Below are 18053 nucleotides of genomic sequence, written 5' to 3'. Positions count from 1 at the left end.
GTCAAACCGCGGCCTACCATGCGCCCCATGAACCGGCCCGTTTCCCCCTGGAGACGAGAACGTCGGGACCACAGGAGACACGGCATGCAGACCACCTTTCCGCGCTTGCTGCGGGACCATGCGAAGCAGCGGCCCGAAGCCCCCGCGATGCGGGAGAAGGCCTATGGCATCTGGCAGACCACGAGCTGGTCGCAGATGCTGTCGCAGGTGCGCGACCTGGCCTGCGGCCTGCACCAGGCGGGCCTGCAGCGCGGCGAGCACCTGGTGGTGATCGGCGCCAACCGCCCCCGCCTGTACGCCACCATGCTGGCCGCGCAGTCGCTGGGTGCCATCGCCGTGCCGCTGTACCAGGACGCCGTCGCCGGCGAGTGCGTCTTCCCCATCAACAACGCCGAGGTGCGCCTGTGCGTGGTGGAAGACCAGGAGCAGGTCGACAAGATGCTGGAGATCCGCGCCCAGTGCCCGCAGCTCGCGCGCATCTGGTACGACGACCCGCGTGGCCTGCGCAACTACGAACAACCCGGCCTGCAGAGCCTGGACGCGCTCGCCGAGGCGGGGCGCGACTTCGAACGCGCGCACCCCGGCTTCTTCGACGCCGAAGTGGACGCCGGCAGCCCCGAGGACGTGGCCGCCATGTTCTTCACCAGCGGCACCACCGGCAACCCCAAGGGCGTGGTGCACCTGCACCGCACCCTGCTCGACCGCGCCGCCGCCGGCGCGCGCTTCGACAGGCTGGGCCCGAACGACGAGGTGCTGGCCTACCTGCCGCCGGCCTGGGTCGGCCAGAACATCTTCTCCTACGCCCAGTGGCTGGTCACGGGCTACGTGGTCAACTGCCCCGAGAGCAGCGGCACCGTCAGCATCGACATGAAGGAAGTGGGCCCCACCTACTACTTCGCACCGCCGCGCGTCTTCGAGAGCCTGCTCACCAGCGTGATGATCCGCATGGAGGACGCGGGCGCCATCAAGCGCCGCATGTTCCACGCCTTCATGGCCCTGGCGCGCCGCGTGGGTCCCGACCTCATGGACGGCAAGCCCGTCGGCGCGCTCGACCGGCTGAAGTACCGCCTGGGCGACTGGCTGGTCTACGGCCCGCTGCGCAACAACCTGGGCATGAGCCGCGTGCGCGTGGCCTACACGGCGGGCGAGGCCATCGGCCCCGACCTGTTCAGCTTCTACCGCAGCATCGGCATCAACCTGAAGCAGCTCTACGGCTCCACCGAAACGGCGGTGTTCGTCTGCCTGCAGCCCGACAACCAGGCCCGCGCCGACACCGTGGGCGTGCCCTGCGACGGCGTGGAGATCAAGCTCAGCGACAGCGGCGAGATCCTCGTGCGATCGCGCGGCCTGCTCAAGGAGTACTACAAGAACCCGCAGGCCACGGCCGAGGTGCTGGACGCGGACGGCTGGTACCACACGAGCGACGCCGGCTTCATCGATGCCGACGGCCACCTCAAGATCATCGACCGCGTCAAGGACGTGGGCCGCATCCGCGGCGGCGCGCACGACGGTGCCATGTTCGCGCCCAAGTACGTGGAGAACAAACTCAAGTTCTTCGCGCACGTCAAGGAAGCCGTGGCCTTCGGCGACGGTCGCGATCGCGTCTGCGTGATGGTCAACATCGACTTCGACGCCGTGGGCAACTGGGCCGAACGGCGCAACCTGCCCTACGCCGGCTACACGGACCTCGCCGGCAAGCCCGAGGTCTACGAGCTCATCCAGCAGTGCGTGGAGCAGGTCAACGCCGACCTGAGCCGCGACGAGCGCCTGGCCGGCAGCCAGATCAGCCGCTTCCTGGTGTTGCACAAGGAACTCGACGCCGACGATGGCGAGCTCACGCGCACGAACAAGGTTCGCCGCGGCTTCATCGGCGAGCGTTACCAGGCGCTGGTCGATGCGCTCTACGCCGGGCGCAGCGAGCAGTTCATCGAGACCCAGGTCAAGTTCGAGGACGGGCGCACCGGGTCGGTCAGCGCCACGCTGCAGATCCGCGACGCAAAGACCTTCGCCCCCGTGAGGGCCGCCGCATGAGCGCCGTGGCCACCGTCCGGGCCGAGCTGGTCGAAGCCCCTTCAAGCCAACAACGCCAGAGCCCTTCGGCAAGCTCAGGGCCAACGGGAGTTGCCATGCACGGCAAGAAGATCGGCGAGGTGATCCTCGACGTGAAGAACATCAGCCTGCGCTTCGGCGGTGTCAAGGCGCTCACCGACATCAGCTTCGACGTGCGCGAGCACGAGGTGCGCGCCATCATCGGCCCCAACGGCGCCGGCAAGAGCTCCATGCTCAACTGCATCAACGGGGTCTACCAGCCGCAGGAGGGCTCCATCAGCTTTCGCGGCCAGACCTTCAAACACATGAACAGCCGCCAGGTGGCCGAGATGGGCATCGCGCGCACCTTCCAGAACCTGGCGCTGTTCAAGGGCATGAGCGTCATCGACAACCTCATGAGCGGGCGCAACCTGCGCGTCAAGAGCGGCCTGCTCGCGCAGGCCTTCCGCAACCCCTTCGGCATCGGCGGCGCGCAGAAGGAAGAAGAGCAGCACCGCGCCTTCGTCGAGAACATCATCGACTTCCTGGAGATCCAGGCCTACCGCAAGACGCCCGTGGGCACCCTGCCCTACGGCCTGCAGAAGCGCGTGGAGCTGGGCCGCGCCCTGGCCATGGAGCCTCAGCTGCTGCTGCTCGACGAGCCCATGGCGGGCATGAACCTGGAGGAGAAGGAGGACATGAGCCGCTTCATCCTCGACGTGAACGACGAGTTCGGCACCACCATCGTGCTGATCGAGCACGACATGGGCGTGGTGATGGACATCTCCGACCGCGTGGTGGTGCTCGACTACGGCAGAAAGATCGGCGACGGCACCCCGGACGAGGTGCGCAGCAACGAGGAGGTCATCAGCGCCTACCTCGGCACCAGTCATTGAGGCGGCAACATGGCGTTCTTTCTTGAAACCCTGCTCGGCGGCCTGATGGCCGGCATGCTCTATTCCCTGGTGGCGCTGGGCTTCGTGCTGATCTTCAAGGCCTCGGGGGTGTTCAACTTCGCGCAGGGCGCCATGGTGCTGTTCGCGGCGCTGGCGATGGCGCGCTTCTCCACCTGGCTGCCCGAGTGGCTCGGCATCGAAAGCAAGCTGCTGGGCAACGTGCTGGCCTTTGCGGTTGCCGGGGCGCTGATGTACGTGGTGGCCTGGGCGATCGAGCGGCTCGTGCTGCGCCACCTCGTCAACCAGGAAGGCGTGACCCTGCTCATGGCCACGCTGGGCATCACCTACTTCCTCGACGGCCTGGGCCAGACGCTGTTCGGCTCGGACATCTACCAGATCGACGTCGGCATGCCCAAGGACCCGGTGTTCCTGCTGGACGGCGTGTTCCAGGGCGGCATCCTCGTGAACCTGGAGGACGTCTACGCCGCCTGCATCGCCGCCCTGCTGGTGGCCTGCCTGTCGCTGTTCTTCCAGAAGACGGCCACCGGCCGCGCGCTGCGCGCGGTGGCCGACGACCACCAGGCCGCGCAGTCCATCGGCATTCCGCTCAACCGCATCTGGGTGATCGTGTGGTTCGTGGCCGGCGTCACCGCGCTGGTGGCGGGCGTCATCTGGGGCTCCAAGCTGGGCGTGCAGTTCTCGCTCACCACCGTGGCTTTGCGCGCCCTGCCCGTGATCATCCTGGGCGGGCTCACCTCGGTGCCCGGCGCCATCATCGGCGGCCTGATCATCGGCGTGGGCGAGAAGCTCGCCGAGGTCTACCTCGGCCCCTTCGTGGGCGGCGGCATCGAGATCTGGTTCGCCTACGTGCTGGCGCTTGTCTTCCTTCTCTTCCGGCCGCAAGGCCTGTTCGGAGAGAAGATCATCGATCGAGTCTGAGGGGCTGACACATGTTCTACAGGGAAAACGGTCAGTTCAAGACCTCCTACCGCAGCGACCAGCAGATCTTTCCGATCGCGCAGGACCGCTGGGCCATTCTCACCATCATCGCCTTCGCCTTCATCGGCGTGCCGCTACTGGCCGACGAGTACCTCTTCCGCGCCATCTTCATCCCCTTCCTGATCCTCGCCCTGGCGGCCATCGGCGTGAATATCCTGGTGGGCTACTGCGGCCAGATCAGCCTGGGTTCCGGCGCCTTCATGGCCGTCGGCGCCTACATGGCCTACAACGCGCTCATCCGCGTCGAGGGCATGCCCCTCATCGCCGCGCTGCTGATTGGCGGCTTCTTCGCCACGCTGGTGGGCATCTTCTTCGGCATTCCCAGCCTTCGCGTGAAAGGCCTGTACCTGGCGGTGGCCACGCTGGCCGCGCAGTTCTTCTGCGACTGGGCCTTCCTGCGCATCGGCTGGTTCACCAACCACACGGCCTCGGGCTCGGTGTCGGTCTCCAACCTGCAGGTGCTGGGCTGGCAGATCAACACGCCGGTGGAGAAGTACCTCTTCTGCCTGGGCTTCGTGGTGGTGTTCGCGCTGCTGGCCAAGAACCTGGTGCGATCGGCGATCGGCCGCGAGTGGATGGCGATCCGCGACATGGACGTGGCCGCCGCCGTCATCGGCATCCGGCCGATGTACGCCAAGCTCAGCGCCTTCGCGGTGAGCAGCTTCATCATCGGCGTGGCCGGCGGCCTGTGGGGCTTCGTGCACCTGGGCTCCTGGGAGCCCGCGGCCTTCTCGATCGACCGCAGCTTCCAGCTGCTGTTCATGGTGATCATCGGCGGCATGGGCTCGATCATGGGCAGCTTCTTCGGCGCGGCCTTCATCGTGGTGCTGCCCATCTTCCTGAACCAGTTCCTGCCCTGGGCCGGCGGCCTGGTCGGCCTCTCCATTTCCACCGCCGCCGTCTCGCACACCGAATTCATGATCTTCGGCGCCCTGATCGTGTGGTTCCTCATCGTGGAGCCGCACGGCCTGGCCCGGCTGTGGAGCATCGGCAAACAGAAGTTGCGGCTCTGGCCCTTCCCGCACTGAGCGCGGCGGCAACGCCGCGCAGACAAGGGCCCACCGTCCGGTGTTACGTGTTCGACATTCAACCAGGAGACAAGTGATGAAACTGCGCAATCTCGTTCTGGCCGTGGCGGTGGCCGCCACCGGTCTGTCGTCCGCGCTGGTCGCCCCCAGCGTGATGGCGCAGGCCAAGGAACAGTTCTTCCCCGCGCTGGTGTACCGCACCGGGCCCTACGCGCCCAACGGCGTGCCCTTCGCCAACGGCTACGTGGACTACCTCAAGCTCGTGAACGCGCGCGGCGGCATCAACGGCGTGATGCTGAGCTGGGAAGAATGCGAGACTGGCTACGCCACCGACCGCGGCGTGGAGTGCTACGAGCGCCTGAAGGGCAAGAACGGCGGCGCCACGGTGTTCCAGCCGCTGTCCACCGGCATCACCTTCGCACTCACCGAGAAGGCGCCCACGGACAAGATCCCGCTGATCACCGCCGGCTACGGCCGCAGCGAGTCGGCCGATGGCGGCGTGTTCAAGTGGAACTTCCCGATCGCGGGTACCTACTGGGTCGCGGCCGACGTGCTGGTCCAGCACATCGCCAAGAAGGAAGGCGGTCTGGACAAGCTCAAGGGCAAGCACATCGCGCTGATCTACCACGACAGCCCCTTCGGCAAGGAACCCATTCCGCTGCTGCAGGAACGCGCGGCCATGCATGGCTTCAAGCTCAGCCTGCTGCCCGTCACCCACCCGGGCGTGGAGCAGAAGGCCACCTGGCTGCAGATCCGCCGCGACCGGCCCGACTACGTGCTCAACTGGGGCTGGGGCGTGATGAACTCCACCGCGCTCAAGGAAGCGCAGGCCACGGGCTACCCGCGCGAGAAGATGTACGGCGTGTGGTGGGCCGGTGCCGAGCCCGACGTGAAGGACGTGGGCATGGGCGCCAAGGGCTACAACGCCGTGACCATGCAGCACGGCACGGAAAAGAACGCCGCCGTGGTGAAGGAAGTCCTGGAGAAGCTGCACGCCAAAGGCCAGGGCACCGGACCCAAGGAAGAAGTGGGCGACGTTCTCTACATGCGCGGCCTCATCAGCGCCATGTTCGGCGTCGAGGGCGTGCGCGCCGCGCAAGAGCGCTTCGGCAAGGGCAAGGTCGTGAGCGGCGAGCAGGCGCGCTGGGGCTATGAAAACCTCAACCTCACGCAAGCCAAGCTCGACGGCCTGGGCTTCAAGGGCGTGCTGCGCCCGGTCTCCACGAGCTGCCAGGACCACATGGGCGCCAACTGGGCCCGCGTGCACACCTGGGACGGCAGCAAGTGGGAATTCAGCAGCGACTGGCTGCAAGCCGACGAGCAGATCATCAAGCCGATGGTGAAGGCCGCGGCCGACAAGTACGCGGCCGAGAAGAAGCTGACCCGCCGCGCCGCTTCCGACTGCGGTTCCTGATCCACCCCCGCCGCGCCTCGTGCGCGGCGTCATCTGCAAGGGCGGCGCGCTGCCCTTGCACATGGTCCCGAAGGAATCTTCATGAGCACCGACTCCCCCATCGTCCTCAACGTCAACAACATCGAGGTCATCTACGACCACGTGATCCTGGTGCTCAAGGGCGTGTCGCTCACGGTGCGCCAGGGCCAGATCGCGGCCCTCCTCGGCGGCAACGGCGCCGGCAAGACCACCACCCTGCGCGCCGTCTCCAACCTGCTCAAGGGCGAGCGCGGCGAGGTCACCAAGGGCAGCATCGAGCTGCGCGGCGAACGCATCGAGAACCTGTCGCCGGCCGACCTGGTGCAGCGCGGCGTGGTGCAGGTGATGGAGGGGCGCCATTGCTTCGCGCACCTCACCATCGAAGAGAACCTGATGACCGGCTCCTACACGCGCACCGACAAGGCCGAGGTGGCGCGCAACCTGGAAAAGGTCTACACCTACTTCCCGCGTCTGAAGACGCGGCGCACCAGCCAGGCCGCCTACACCAGCGGCGGCGAACAGCAGATGTGCGCCATCGGCCGCGCGCTGATGGCCAACCCCAGCGTGGTCTTGCTCGATGAGCCCAGCATGGGCCTGGCGCCGCAGATCGTGGAGGAAGTCTTCGAGATCGTGAAGGACCTCAACCACAAGGAAGGCGTGACCTTCCTGCTGGCCGAGCAGAACACCAACATGGCCCTGCGCTACGCGGACTACGGCTACATCATGGAAAGCGGGCGCATCGTGATGGACGGGCCCGCCGCCGACCTGCGCAACAACGAGGACGTGAAGGAGTTCTACCTGGGCATGGGCGGGGGCGAGCGCAAAAGCTTCAAGGACGTGAAAAGCTACAAGCGGAGGAAACGGTGGCTGGCCTGATGAACGATTTTTTCGACGCGCTGGAGGCGCGTTCGCCCGACCAGCGCGAGGCCGAGCAGATGGCCGCGCTGGCCAAACAGGTGGCGCACGCACAGGCGAACAGCGCCGCCTTTGCCGAGATCCTGCGCGGCGTGGACGCGGCGTCCGTGAACAGCCGCGCGGCCCTGGCGACGCTGCCGGTCACGCGCAAGAGCAGCCTGCTGGAGCGCCAGCGCGCCCGGCCCGGGGGCGACGCCTTCGGCGGCTTCAGCACCCTGTTGCGCGGGCCGCGCATGACGCGCCTGTACGCCTCGCCCGGTCCCATCTACGAACCCGAAGGCGCCACGCGCGACTACTGGCGCACAGGTCGCGCCCTGTACGCGGCGGGCTTTCGCGCCGGTGAGCTGGTGCACAACGCCTTCAGCTACCACATGACGCCCGGCGCCTTCATCCTCGAATCGGGCGCCCACGCCGTGGGCTGCACGGTGTTTCCCGCCGGCACCGGCCAGACCGAACAGCAACTGCAGGCCATGGCCGAGCTGAGGCCCGAGGCCTACACCGGCACGCCCAGCTTCCTGCGCATCCTGATCGAGAAGGCCGCCGAGACGGGCGCCGACATCCGCTCGTTGAAAAAGGCCGTGGTGGGCGGCGAGGCCTGCCCGCCCAGCCTGACCGCCTGGTTCGCCGAACACGGCGTGGCCGTGTACCAGACCTACGCCACCGCCGACCTGGGCCTGGTGGCCTACGAAACCGAGGCCCGCCAGGGGCTGGTGGTCGAGGAGCAGGTGATCGTCGAAATCGTGCGCCCGGGCACCGACGACCCGGTGGCCGAAGGCGAGGTCGGCGAGCTGGTCGTCACCTCGCTCAACCCCGCCTACCCGCTGATCCGCTTCGGCACCGGCGACCTCTCGGCCGTGTTGCCCGGCCCCTGCCCCACGGGCCGCACCGCCCCGCGCATCAAGGGCTGGATGGGGCGGGCCGACCAGACCACCAAGGTGCGCGGCATGTTCGTTCATCCCTCGCAGGTGGCCGACATCGCGCGCCGCTTCCCGCAGATCCGCAAGGCCCGCCTGGTGGTCAGCGGCGAAATGGCCAGCGACCAGATGTGCCTGCGCGTGGAGGCCGAGCCGCGCGGCGAAGCCGCCGAAGCCCTGCGCGAGAGCATCGCCGCCGCCGTGCGCGACGTGACCAAGCTGCGCAGCGAGGTGGAGCTGGTGACGCCGGGCAGCCTGCCCAACGACGGCAAAGTCATCGAGGACGCCCGCAGCTACCGGTGAGCCGAGACGATCGGCCCGCGCCCGGGCCGGCGCGGGCTGGGGTTTCTCCGGGTGACTCACTACGTATTTCCCGCGATTCGGGGTAGCGGGTCGGGTCATAGCATCCGCGGGTCAACCCCGCAACCTCCTTCAGGAGACAACCATGAAACAGCTCTTCACCCTGGCGCTGGGCGCCACCCTGGCGGCCGGCGCCTTCGCGCAGGCCTTCCCCAGCAAGCCCGTCACCTTCGTGGTGCCCTTCGCCGCTGGCGGCCCCACCGACCTCGTGGCGCGCCAGCTCGCCGAGGCGATGCGCAAGCCGCTGGGCGACAACGCCAACATCGTGGTCGAGAACACCGCCGGTGCCGGCGGCACCATTGCCGCCACGCGCGTGGCACGCGCCCCCAAGGACGGCTACACCCTGCTGGTCTGGCACATCGGCATGGCCGCCACGGACAGCCTGTACAAGAAGAAGCAGTTCAACGCACTGGAAGACTTCGAGTACCTGGGCGCCATCAACGACGTGCCCATGACCCTGCTGGGCTCCAACAAGCTCAACGCCAACACCTACCGCGACTTCGAGGCCTATATCCGTGCCAACGGCGGCAAGCTCAACATGGCACACGCCGGCCTGGGCTCGGCTTCGCACATCTGCGGCCTGATGTGGCAGCACGCGATGAAGCTGGACAAGTCCATGACCACCATCGCCTACCGCGGCACCGGTCCCGCCATGAACGACCTCATCGGCGGCCAGGTGGACGTGATGTGCGACCAGACCACCAACACCACCTCGCAGATCGAAGGCGGCCGCGTGAAGGCCTTCGCCGTGACCACGGCCAAGCCACTGTCCTCGCACCCCACCCTCAAGCACTACCCCTCGCTGCAGGAGATGGGCCTCAAGGACTTCAACCTGACCATCTGGCACGGCATGTACGCCCCCAAGGGCACGCCGCCCGACGTGCTGAAGAAACTCAACGACGCCCTCAAGGTCGCGCTGAAGGACCCCAAGTTCATCAAGAGCCAGGAAGAACTGGGCGCCATCGTCGTCAACGACAACCGCGTCACACCCGAAGGCCACAAGAAATTCGTGGCCAACGAGATCGCCAAGCTGAAGGTCGTCATCGACGCCGCCGGCCAGTACGCCGACTGATAGAGAAGCACCCCCCGCGGCGCTTCGCCGCGCCTTGCAGGCCGCGGCTTCGTCGGAGCCGAAGCCTCTTCGGGCCGTCCAAGCCTGCGCAGGCAGGCTTGGAGCCGCGGCCCTCAGCCCCCCTCAAGGGGGGCGACACCTGCGGCCCGGCGAAGCCGGTTCCGCGGTGTCTCTGGACGGGGGAACCTGCGCGCGGCGCGGGTGTCTCTGGGCTGACACCTGCGCTCGTCAGGTGGTGGTCCTCCGGTTGACTCCTCGCTCGATCACGATAGGCTGGCGGCCACTCACCGCATCCATCGAACAGGAGACACCCGCATGCGTTCTTCCCTCACCCGCCGAACCCTGGTCGCCCTCGCCGCCGCGCTGGCCCTGCCCGCCACCGCGCTCGCGCAAGGCGCCTGGCCCACCAAGCCGGTGCGCATCGTCGTGCCCTTCGCGCCCGGCGGCACCACCGACATCCTCGCCCGCACCATCGCGCCCGAACTCAGCAAGGCCTTCGGCCAGAGCTTCGTCGTGGAGAACCGGGGCGGTGCGGGCGGCAACATCGGCGCCGAGGTGGTGGCCAAGTCGCCCAATGATGGCTACACCTTCCTGATGGGCACCGTGGGCACGCACGGCATCAACAAATCGCTCTACAGCAAGCTGCCCTACGACCCGCAAAAGGACTTCGCGCCCGTGACCCTGGTGGCCGGCGTGCCCAACGTCATGGTCATGAGCAGCAAGCGCGCCCAGGAGCTGGGCGTCAACAGCGTGGCGGACTTCATCCGCGTGGCCAAGTCGCAGCCGGGGCGCCTGAACATGGCCTCCAGCGGCAACGGCACCTCCATCCACCTGGCGGGCGAGCTGTTCAAATCGCGCACCGGCATCTTCATGACGCACATCCCCTACCGCGGCTCGGGGCCGGCCATGACGGACCTGCTCGCGGGCAACATGGACGTGATGTTCGACAACCTGCCCTCGGCCATGCCCCACATCCAGGCCGGCAACCTCAAGGCCTTCGCCGTCACCAGCGCCGTGCGCTCGGCCGCGCTGCCCGACGTGCCCACCGTGGCCGAGGCCGGCAAGCTGCCCGGCTTCGAGGCCAGCTCCTGGTTCGGCCTGCTGGCGCCCGCCGGCACGCCGCCCGACATCGTGAGCCGCGTGCAGCAGGAGACCGCGAAGGCGTTGAATTCGCCAGCGGTGAAGGAACGCCTGCTGGCCCAGGGCGCGATCCCCAGCGGCAACACGCCGGCCGAATTCGCCGCGCTCATCGACGCCGAAATCAAGAAGTGGGGCGCCGTCGTGAAGGCCTCCGGCGCCAAGGTGGACTGAGCCACCCGGCCGCGTTCACACCCCCCAGACGACCTCGGCGCGCTCCTTGTGGGCGCGCTGCAGCATTTCGATGAAGGGCGTGCTGCGCATGCGCAGGCTCACGCTCTCGACTGGCGGCTTGCCTTCGCCCTTGGCCTCGGCTTCGTCTTGAAGGCGCTTGTGCTCGGCCTCTTCGGCCAGCACCGCCGCGCGGATGGCATCGATCGCGCGCGGCATGTCATCGGGCAACAACACCCCGGGACTGTCAGGGTCCTTGCCGAGGATCTCGAGCAGGCGCTTGCCGTGGGCCGGCAGCATGACCAGATCCCCGGTTTCCCGGGACTTGAAGCGGTACACACTCATACAGGTTCTCTCACAACGTAACGCCGACCTTACTCCCTTGCCGAGGCGCGCGCCAGCCCGCCCATGTAACACATGGCGCCACCGATGAGGGTTTACCCGGTTGAAGGGCTTTGTTTCAGGTCTAAACTAATTAGACATGAAAACCTCCCTGCAACGCATCCTGTGCATCGGCGGCGGCCCGGCCGGGCTGTACTTCGCACTGCTGATGAAGCAGCGCCAGCCCGCGCTGGAGATCACCGTCGTCGAGCGCAACCGGCCCTTCGACACCTTCGGCTGGGGCGTGGTGCTGTCCGACCAGACGCTGGGCAACCTGCGCGCGGCCGACCCGCAGACGGCGCAGGAGATTGGTGACGCCTTCAACCACTGGGACGACATCGAGGTCTTCTACAAGGGCCGCAGCGTGCGCAGCGGCGGCCACGGCTTCTGCGGCATCGGGCGCAAGCGCCTGCTCAACGTGCTGCAGGCGCGCTGCCAGCAGCTCGGCGTGAACCTGGTGTTCGAAACCGAGGTCACCGACGACCAGGCCCTGGCCGCCCAGTACAACGCGGACCTGGTGATCGCCAGCGACGGACTCAACAGCCGCATCCGCACACGCTACGCCGCCACCTTCGAGCCCGACATCGACACGCGCCAGTGCCGCTTCGTGTGGCTGGGCACCAAGAAGACCTTCGACGCCTTCACCTTCGCCTTCGTGCAGACCGAACACGGCTGGTTTCAGGCACACGCCTACCAGTTCGACGCCGACACCTCCACCTTCATCGTGGAGACGCCCGAAGCCGTGTGGCAGGCGCACGGCATCGACCAGATGAGCCAGGAAGACGCCATCGCTTTCTGCGAGAAGCTCTTCGCCCCCTACCTCGACGGCCAGCGCCTCATCAGCAACGCCTCGCACCTGCGCGGCTCGGCCATCTGGATCCGCTTTCCCCGCGTGATCTGCAAGACCTGGGTGCATGAACAAGACATCGCCGGCCGCCGCGTCCCCATCGTGCTCATGGGCGACGCCGCCCACACCGCGCACTTCTCCATCGGCTCCGGCACCAAGCTCGCGCTGGAGGACGCCATCGACCTGGCCACCGAGTTCGAGCGCCACCCCGAGGCCGACGTGGCCACCGTGCTGCAGGCCTACGAAGCGCGCCGCAGCGTGGAGGTGCTCAAGATCCAGAACGCCGCGCGCAACTCCACCGAGTGGTTCGAGCACGTGGACCGCTACACGGCCATGGAGATCGAGCAGTTCGCGTACTCGCTGCTCACGCGCAGCCAGCGCATCAGCCACGAGAACCTGCGCCTGCGCGATGCGAAGTGGCTGGAGGGTTACGAAAACTGGCTGGAGCGTCACAACCCCCACGCTCCGCCGCTGCGCGGGTCGCGGCCCCCCGAGGGGGCTGATCCGGCTTGGGGCGGCCCGGCGCCGGATCGCGCCGCACGACGTCCCACCCCCCCCATGCTGCTGCCGCTGAAGGTGCGCGGCGTCGAACTCAAGAACCGCATCGTCGTTTCGCCGATGGCGCAGTACAAGGCGGTCGACGGCGTGGTGGGCGACTGGCATTTCGTGCACCTGGGCGCGCGCGCCGCGGGCGGCGCGGCGCTGGTGATGGTGGAAATGACCAGCCCCACGCCCGAAGGCCGCATCACCCCCGGCTGCCCCGGGCTGTGGAACGACGAGCAGCAACGCGCCTTCGAACGCATCGTGCGCTTCGCGCATGAGCAGGGCAACGGCGCGAAGATCGGCCTGCAGCTCGGCCACAGCGGCGCGAAAGGCTCCACCCAGCTGGGCTGGGATCAGATCGACGAGCCCCTGCCCGCCGGCAACTGGCCCCTGCTGTCGGCCAGCGCCGTGGCCTACGGCGAGCAGAACCAGGTGCCGCGCGCCATGACTCGCGCCGACATGGACGCCATGACCGACGCCTTCGTCGCGTCGACGAAACGCGCCGCCGCCGCCGGCTTCGACTGGCTCGAACTGCACTGCGCGCACGGCTACCTGCTCTCGGCCTTCATCAGTCCGCTCACCAATCAGCGCAGCGACGCGTACGGCGGTTCGCTGGAGAACCGCTGCCGCTACCCCCTGGAAGTCTTCACGGCCATGCGCGCCGCCTGGCCCGTCGACAAGCCCATGAGCGTGCGCATCTCCGCGCACGATTGGGCGCCCGGCGGCACCACGCCCGACGACGCGGTCGCCATCGCGCGCCTGTTCAAGGCCGCGGGCTGCGACGTGATCGATGTGTCGTCCGGCCAGACCACGCGGCAGGCGAAGCCGGTGTATGGCCGCATGTACCAGACGCCTTTCGCCGACCGCGTGCGCAACGAGGTGGACATCCTCACCATGGCGGTGGGCGCCATCAGCGAGGCCGACCACGCCAACAGCATCATCGCCGCCGGCCGCGCCGACCTGTGCGCCGTCGCCCGGCCGCACTTGGCCAACCCGGCCTGGACCCTGCACGAAGCCGCCAAGCTGCAGACGCGCGCCATCGACTGGCCAGCGCCCTACCTCAGCGGGCGCGACCAGCTCTACCGCGAGATCGCCCGCCAGCAGGCGATGACGGCCAAAGAGGAAGAGGAGGCCAGCAAATGAACGACGTCGAAACACTCGACCTGGAGGCGCGCGCGCACAGCGAGCACGCGCACGAGCTGCGGCTGTGGTTGCGGCTGCTCACCTGCTCGCAGCTCATCGAGAAGCGCGTGCGCGCCGGCCTGCGTGAGCACTTCGACACCACGCTGCCCCGCTTCGACCTCATGGCGCAGCTGGAGCGCCACCCCGAGGGCCTGAAGATGAAGGAGCTCTCGCACCGGCTCATGGTCACGGGCGGCAACGTCACCGGCATCACCGACCAGCTGGTGGCCGAAGGACTGGTCGAGCGCACCGGCGTCGAGGGCGACCGGCGCGCCTTCCGCGTGCGCCTGACCGACCGGGGCCGCCGCGCCTTCACGCAGATGGCCGAGCAGCACGAGCACTGGATCGTGGAGGCCTTCGAGGGCCTGTCGCCGCGCGACCTGGAGCAGCTCTACAAGCTGCTCGGCAAGGTGAAGCAGCACCAGCTCGACCTCAACCAGCGCCTGACGGACGGCATCGAATGAAACACCCCATCCCTGACCACAACCCCATGCGCGGCCAGTACGCGCCCGCCCCCGCATCGCCGAGGCACTTCGCCCTGTCCATCGCCAACGGCGTGGCCACCGTCACGCTCAACCGGCCCGAGCGCAAGAACCCGCTGACCTTCGACTCCTACGCCGAGTTGCGCGACTGGTTCAACGGCCTGCAGCGCGCCACCGACGTCAAGGCCGTGGTGCTTACCGGCGCGGGTGGCAACTTCTGCTCGGGCGGCGACGTGCACGAGATCATCGGCCCGCTCACCACCATGACCATGCCCGAGCTGCTGGCCTTCACGCGCATGACGGGCGCGCTGGTGGCCGCCATGCGCACCTGTCCGCAGCCGATCGTGGCCGCCATCGACGGCGTGTGCGCGGGCGCTGGCGCCATGATGGCCCTGGCATCCGACCTGCGCCTGGGCACGCCGCGCACCAGCACCGCCTTCCTGTTCACCCGCGTGGGCCTGGCCGGTGCCGACATGGGCGCCTGCGCGCTGCTGCCGCGCGTCATCGGCCAGGGCCGGGCCAGCGAGCTGCTGTTCACCGGCCGATCCATGAAGGCCGAGGAAGGCCTGGCCTGGGGCTTCTTCAACGCGCTGCACGAGCCGGATGCCCTGCCCGAGGCGGCGCTCAAGCTCGCCGCCTCGCTCGCCGAAGGACCGACCTTCGCGCACGGCATGACCAAGACCATGCTGCACCAGGAATGGGCCATGACGCTGGACCAGGCCATCGAGGCCGAGGCGCAGGCCCAGGCCATCTGCATGCAGACGCAGGATTTCCGCCGCGCCTACGAGGCCTTCGCCGCCAAGCAGCGCCCCGTCTTCCAGGGAGATTGAGGTGGTGGCGTTTGACCGTCCCCACGGCATGACCCCACCGCAGGCGCAGTGGGAGCTTCCCTTCTTCACCGAGCACCACCGCGCGCTGGCGCTCGGCCTGGCCGACTGGGCCGGCGCGCAGCAGGTCGATGAATCCGACGACCGCCGCGCCTGCCGCGAGTGGGTCCACAAGCTCGGCGAGGCCGGCTGGTTGCGCTACTGCGTGCCCGCCGCGCACGGCGGCGCGCTGGACAAGCTCGACTCGCGCGCGCTCGTGATCCTGCGCGAGACCCTGGCCTTCCACTCGCCGCTGGCGGATTTCGCGTTCGCCATGCAGGGCCTGGGCAGCGGCAGCATCACGCTGGGCGGCAGCGAGGCCCAGCGCGAGCAGCGCCTGCGCGCCGTCTCGCAGGGCCGGCAGATCGCCGCCTTCGCACTCAGCGAGCCCGACGCTGGCTCCGACGTCGCGGGCATGAAAACCCGCGCGCGTCCCGCGGACGGCGGCTGGGTGCTCGACGGCAGCAAGACCTGGATCAGCAACGGCGGCCTGGCCGATTTCTACGTGGTGTTCGCCAAGACCTCGCCCGACGCGGGCGCGCGCGGCATCAGCGCGTTCGTGGTACCGGCCGACGCGCCGGGCCTGGACACCTCCCAGCACATCGACGTGATGGCCCCGCACCCGCTGGCCACGCTGACGTTCACGAACTGCCGCGTCGGTGCCGATGCGCTGGTGGGCGCGGTCGACGGTGGCTTCAAGCTGGCCATGCAGACCCTGGACATCTTTCGCGCCTCGGTGGCCGCCGCCGCGCTGGGCATGGCGCGCCGCGCCTTCGCCGAGGCCGTGGCCCACGCCAGGCGGCGCGAGATGTTCGGCCAGCACCTGGCCGACTTCCAGCTCACGCAGGCGCGTCTGGGTGAAATGAGCGCGCTGATCGACGCCGCCGCCCTGCTGACCTACCGCGCCGCGTGGATGCGCGACGAAAGTCCCACGCAAGGCGCCGGCACGCCCGCCTACACGGCCGCGGCCGCCGCCGCCAAGCTCACCGCCACCGAGAACGCGCAGCGCGTGATCGACATGGCCGTGCAGATGTTCGGCGGGCGCGGGGTGCGCGTGGGCGAGGTGGTGGAACACCTCTACCGCGACATCCGTTCGCTGCGCATCTACGAAGGCGCCAGCGAGGTGCAGCTCCTCATCCTCGGCAAGAACGCCTTGCGCTGAACCACGGAACACCGATGACCTCCGCCCAGACCGACCGCTTCGTGCACGACCGCCTGCCGCCCCGCGAGCAGTGGCCCGAGCTGCGCTTCGACACGCCGGAGCTGCAGGCCATTCCCCCGCAAGTGAACCTGGTGCAGGCCCTGTTCGACCGTGCCGTGTCCAACGGCCATGCCGATCGCCCCTTTCTGCGCAGCGACGCGCGAACGCTGAGCTATGCGCAGGCGCGCGAGCAGGTCAACCGCATCGCCAACCTGCTGGTGCGTGAGCACGGCCTGGTCCCAGGCAACCGCGTGCTGCTGCGCGGCGGCAACTCGGTGGCCATGGCCCTGGCCTGGCTGGCCGTGGTGCAGGCGGGCCTGGTGGTGGTCGCGACCATGCCGCTGCTGCGCGCCAAGGAACTCAAGGGCATCATCGACAAGTCGCAGCCCGCGCTGCTGCTGTGCGACGCCAGGCTCACCGCCGAGCTGGAGGCCTGCGGCAGTGCGCTGCCGCTGCTGCGCTTCAACACCGACGACGCCGACAGCCTGGAAGCGCTGGCGGCCCGGCAGGCCGCACAGGCCACGCCCTGCCCCACCGCGGGCGACGACATCGCCCTGCTGGCCTTCACCTCCGGCACCACGGGCGTGCCCAAGGCCGCTGTGCACACGCACCGCGACGTGCTGGCCGCCTGCGAGTGCTGGCCGCGCCACGTGCTGCGCGCCACGCCGGACGACACCGTGGTCGGCTCGCCGCCGCTGGCCTTCACCTTCGGACTGGGCGGCCTGCTCATCTTCCCGATGTGGGCCGGCTCCTCGGTCTATTTCCCCTCCATCGCCTACACGCCCGAGGCCATGGTCAAGCTCATTGCCGAGAAGGGCGCCACGATCTGCTACACCGCGCCCACCTTCTACCGGCAGATGGCACCCTTCGCGCAGCAGCACGGCATCGGCAAGCTGCGCATCTGCGTGAGCGCGGGAGAGGGCCTGCCCGACGCCACGCGCCAGTTGTGGAAGCAGGCCAGCGGCATCGAGATGCTCGACGGCATCGGCGCCACCGAGATGTTCCACATCTTCGTCTCGGCCGCGCCCGAGGCCGTGCGGCGTGGTGCCATCGGCACCGTGGTGCCGGGCTACACCGCGCGCATCGTGAACGAGCAAGGCCAGGCCGTGCCGGACGGCGAGATCGGCCGCCTCGCGGTGATCGGCCCCACGGGCTGCCGCTACCTGGACGAGCCGCGCCAGACGCAGTACGTGCAGGGCGGCTGGAACTACCCCGGCGACGCCTTCAAGCGCGACGCCGATGGCTACTACTTCTACCAGGCGCGCACCGACGACATGATCATCACCGCCGGCTACAACGTGGCGGGCCCGGAGGTCGAATCTGCGCTGCTGGCGCACCCCGCCGTGGCCGAGTGCGGCGTGGTGGGCCGCCCCGACGACGACCGCGGCCAGGTGATCGTGGCCTATGTGGTGCTCAAACCGGGCCACACCGGCGACGCCGCCCTGGTGAAAGCCCTGCAGGACCACGCCAAGAACAGCATGGCGCCCTACAAGTACCCGCGCGAGGTGCTCTTCGTCGAGCGACTCCCCCGCACCGAAACCGGCAAGCTGCAACGCTTCGCTCTAAGACAACAAGTATCCCGAGACAAGGCCTGAGACC

General features: G+C 68.5%; 15 protein-coding genes. 14 read left to right on the top strand and 1 reads right to left on the bottom strand.

From position 1 onward, the window contains the following. Positions 1-84: 84 nt before the first annotated feature. The 9 genes from GTO19_RS05900 to GTO19_RS05860 all read left to right on the top strand — a co-directional run bounded on the left by GTO19_RS05900 (position 85) and on the right by GTO19_RS05860 (position 10955). Positions 85-2031, top strand: a complete 1947-nt coding sequence (locus GTO19_RS05900) for a long-chain fatty acid--CoA ligase (protein ID WP_291019101.1) — start codon at positions 85-87, stop codon at positions 2029-2031. A gap of 95 nt (positions 2032-2126) precedes the next feature. Further along, positions 2127-2924, top strand: a complete 798-nt coding sequence (locus GTO19_RS05895) for an ABC transporter ATP-binding protein (protein ID WP_291019100.1) — start codon at positions 2127-2129, stop codon at positions 2922-2924. A 9-nt stretch (positions 2925-2933) separates the two neighbouring features. Further along, entirely contained in the window at positions 2934-3863 is a 930-nt protein-coding gene (locus tag GTO19_RS05890; RefSeq protein WP_291019099.1) for a branched-chain amino acid ABC transporter permease, read from the top strand. 11 nt (positions 3864-3874) lie between these two features. Next, positions 3875-4951: a branched-chain amino acid ABC transporter permease gene (locus tag GTO19_RS05885; protein WP_291019098.1), complete on the top strand. Its 1077-nt coding sequence runs from the start codon at positions 3875-3877 to the stop codon at positions 4949-4951. A 76-nt stretch (positions 4952-5027) separates the two neighbouring features. Beyond that, positions 5028-6365 carry an ABC transporter substrate-binding protein gene (locus tag GTO19_RS05880; RefSeq protein ID WP_291019097.1) on the top strand — a complete coding sequence of 446 codons (1338 nt, stop codon included), beginning with the start codon at positions 5028-5030 and terminating at the stop codon, positions 6363-6365. Between the two features lie 81 nt (positions 6366-6446). Next, complete coding sequence (locus GTO19_RS05875; RefSeq protein WP_291019096.1) at positions 6447-7259, top strand: ABC transporter ATP-binding protein; 813 nt, start codon at positions 6447-6449, stop codon at positions 7257-7259. After that, entirely contained in the window at positions 7259-8515 is a 1257-nt protein-coding gene (locus GTO19_RS05870; RefSeq protein WP_291019094.1) for a phenylacetate--CoA ligase family protein, read from the top strand. The genes GTO19_RS05875 and GTO19_RS05870 overlap by 1 nt, the downstream gene beginning before the upstream one ends. A gap of 142 nt (positions 8516-8657) precedes the next feature. Then, the gene (locus tag GTO19_RS05865; RefSeq protein ID WP_291019092.1) at positions 8658-9644 is read left to right on the top strand and encodes a tripartite tricarboxylate transporter substrate-binding protein; all 987 of its coding nucleotides are present in this window, start codon (positions 8658-8660) and stop codon (positions 9642-9644) included. A gap of 315 nt (positions 9645-9959) precedes the next feature. After that, positions 9960-10955 (top strand): tripartite tricarboxylate transporter substrate binding protein, encoded by a 996-nt coding sequence (locus GTO19_RS05860; protein WP_291019090.1) that lies wholly within the window; start codon positions 9960-9962, stop codon positions 10953-10955. Positions 10956-10970: 15 nt separating this feature from the next. Here GTO19_RS05860 and GTO19_RS05855 read toward each other — a convergent pair whose 3' ends face one another. Beyond that, complete coding sequence (locus GTO19_RS05855; protein WP_291019088.1) at positions 10971-11297, bottom strand: DUF1840 domain-containing protein; 327 nt, start codon at positions 11295-11297, stop codon at positions 10971-10973. Positions 11298-11433: 136 nt separating this feature from the next. On the opposite strand from GTO19_RS05855, the gene GTO19_RS05850 reads away from it, so the two are divergent. Genes GTO19_RS05850 through GTO19_RS05830 form a run of 5 tightly spaced genes read left to right on the top strand, consistent with a single transcriptional unit; the run spans position 11434 to position 18049 of the window. Continuing rightward, the gene (locus GTO19_RS05850; protein ID WP_291019086.1) at positions 11434-13866 is read left to right on the top strand and encodes a bifunctional salicylyl-CoA 5-hydroxylase/oxidoreductase; all 2433 of its coding nucleotides are present in this window, start codon (positions 11434-11436) and stop codon (positions 13864-13866) included. Further along, complete coding sequence (locus GTO19_RS05845) at positions 13863-14369, top strand: MarR family winged helix-turn-helix transcriptional regulator (RefSeq protein ID WP_291019084.1); 507 nt, start codon at positions 13863-13865, stop codon at positions 14367-14369. Before GTO19_RS05850 ends, GTO19_RS05845 begins: the two co-directional genes overlap by 4 nt. Then, on the top strand, positions 14366-15217 hold the full coding sequence (locus tag GTO19_RS05840) for an enoyl-CoA hydratase family protein (RefSeq protein WP_291019082.1): 852 nt from the start codon (positions 14366-14368) through the stop codon (positions 15215-15217). The genes GTO19_RS05845 and GTO19_RS05840 overlap by 4 nt, the downstream gene beginning before the upstream one ends. A 28-nt stretch (positions 15218-15245) precedes the next feature. Continuing rightward, positions 15246-16415 carry an acyl-CoA dehydrogenase family protein gene (locus tag GTO19_RS05835; RefSeq protein WP_291019080.1) on the top strand — a complete coding sequence of 390 codons (1170 nt, stop codon included), beginning with the start codon at positions 15246-15248 and terminating at the stop codon, positions 16413-16415. A 14-nt stretch (positions 16416-16429) separates the two neighbouring features. Continuing rightward, the gene (locus GTO19_RS05830; protein WP_291019077.1) at positions 16430-18049 is read left to right on the top strand and encodes an AMP-binding protein; all 1620 of its coding nucleotides are present in this window, start codon (positions 16430-16432) and stop codon (positions 18047-18049) included. The last annotated feature ends 4 nt before the right edge of the window (positions 18050-18053 follow it).

It is taken from the genome of Hydrogenophaga sp. (assembly GCF_011772445.1).
Lineage (GTDB): Bacteria > Pseudomonadota > Gammaproteobacteria > Burkholderiales > Burkholderiaceae_C > Hydrogenophaga.
This window is presented reverse-complemented; position numbering and strand designations above follow the sequence as displayed.

Coding starts and splice junctions, on each gene's coding strand:
- GTO19_RS05840 (WP_291019082.1), top strand. CDS start 14,366: ATGAAACACCCCATCCCTGACCACAACCCCATGCGCGGCCAGTACGCG.
- GTO19_RS05895 (WP_291019100.1), top strand. CDS start 2,127: ATGCACGGCAAGAAGATCGGCGAGGTGATCCTCGACGTGAAGAACATC.
- GTO19_RS05880 (WP_291019097.1), top strand. CDS start 5,028: ATGAAACTGCGCAATCTCGTTCTGGCCGTGGCGGTGGCCGCCACCGGT.
- GTO19_RS05830 (WP_291019077.1), top strand. CDS start 16,430: ATGACCTCCGCCCAGACCGACCGCTTCGTGCACGACCGCCTGCCGCCC.
- GTO19_RS05855 (WP_291019088.1), bottom strand. CDS start 11,297: ATGAGTGTGTACCGCTTCAAGTCCCGGGAAACCGGGGATCTGGTCATG.
- GTO19_RS05860 (WP_291019090.1), top strand. CDS start 9,960: ATGCGTTCTTCCCTCACCCGCCGAACCCTGGTCGCCCTCGCCGCCGCG.
- GTO19_RS05875 (WP_291019096.1), top strand. CDS start 6,447: ATGAGCACCGACTCCCCCATCGTCCTCAACGTCAACAACATCGAGGTC.
- GTO19_RS05850 (WP_291019086.1), top strand. CDS start 11,434: ATGAAAACCTCCCTGCAACGCATCCTGTGCATCGGCGGCGGCCCGGCC.
- GTO19_RS05835 (WP_291019080.1), top strand. CDS start 15,246: ATGACCCCACCGCAGGCGCAGTGGGAGCTTCCCTTCTTCACCGAGCAC.
- GTO19_RS05885 (WP_291019098.1), top strand. CDS start 3,875: ATGTTCTACAGGGAAAACGGTCAGTTCAAGACCTCCTACCGCAGCGAC.
- GTO19_RS05865 (WP_291019092.1), top strand. CDS start 8,658: ATGAAACAGCTCTTCACCCTGGCGCTGGGCGCCACCCTGGCGGCCGGC.
- GTO19_RS05845 (WP_291019084.1), top strand. CDS start 13,863: ATGAACGACGTCGAAACACTCGACCTGGAGGCGCGCGCGCACAGCGAG.
- GTO19_RS05870 (WP_291019094.1), top strand. CDS start 7,259: ATGAACGATTTTTTCGACGCGCTGGAGGCGCGTTCGCCCGACCAGCGC.
- GTO19_RS05900 (WP_291019101.1), top strand. CDS start 85: ATGCAGACCACCTTTCCGCGCTTGCTGCGGGACCATGCGAAGCAGCGG.
- GTO19_RS05890 (WP_291019099.1), top strand. CDS start 2,934: ATGGCGTTCTTTCTTGAAACCCTGCTCGGCGGCCTGATGGCCGGCATG.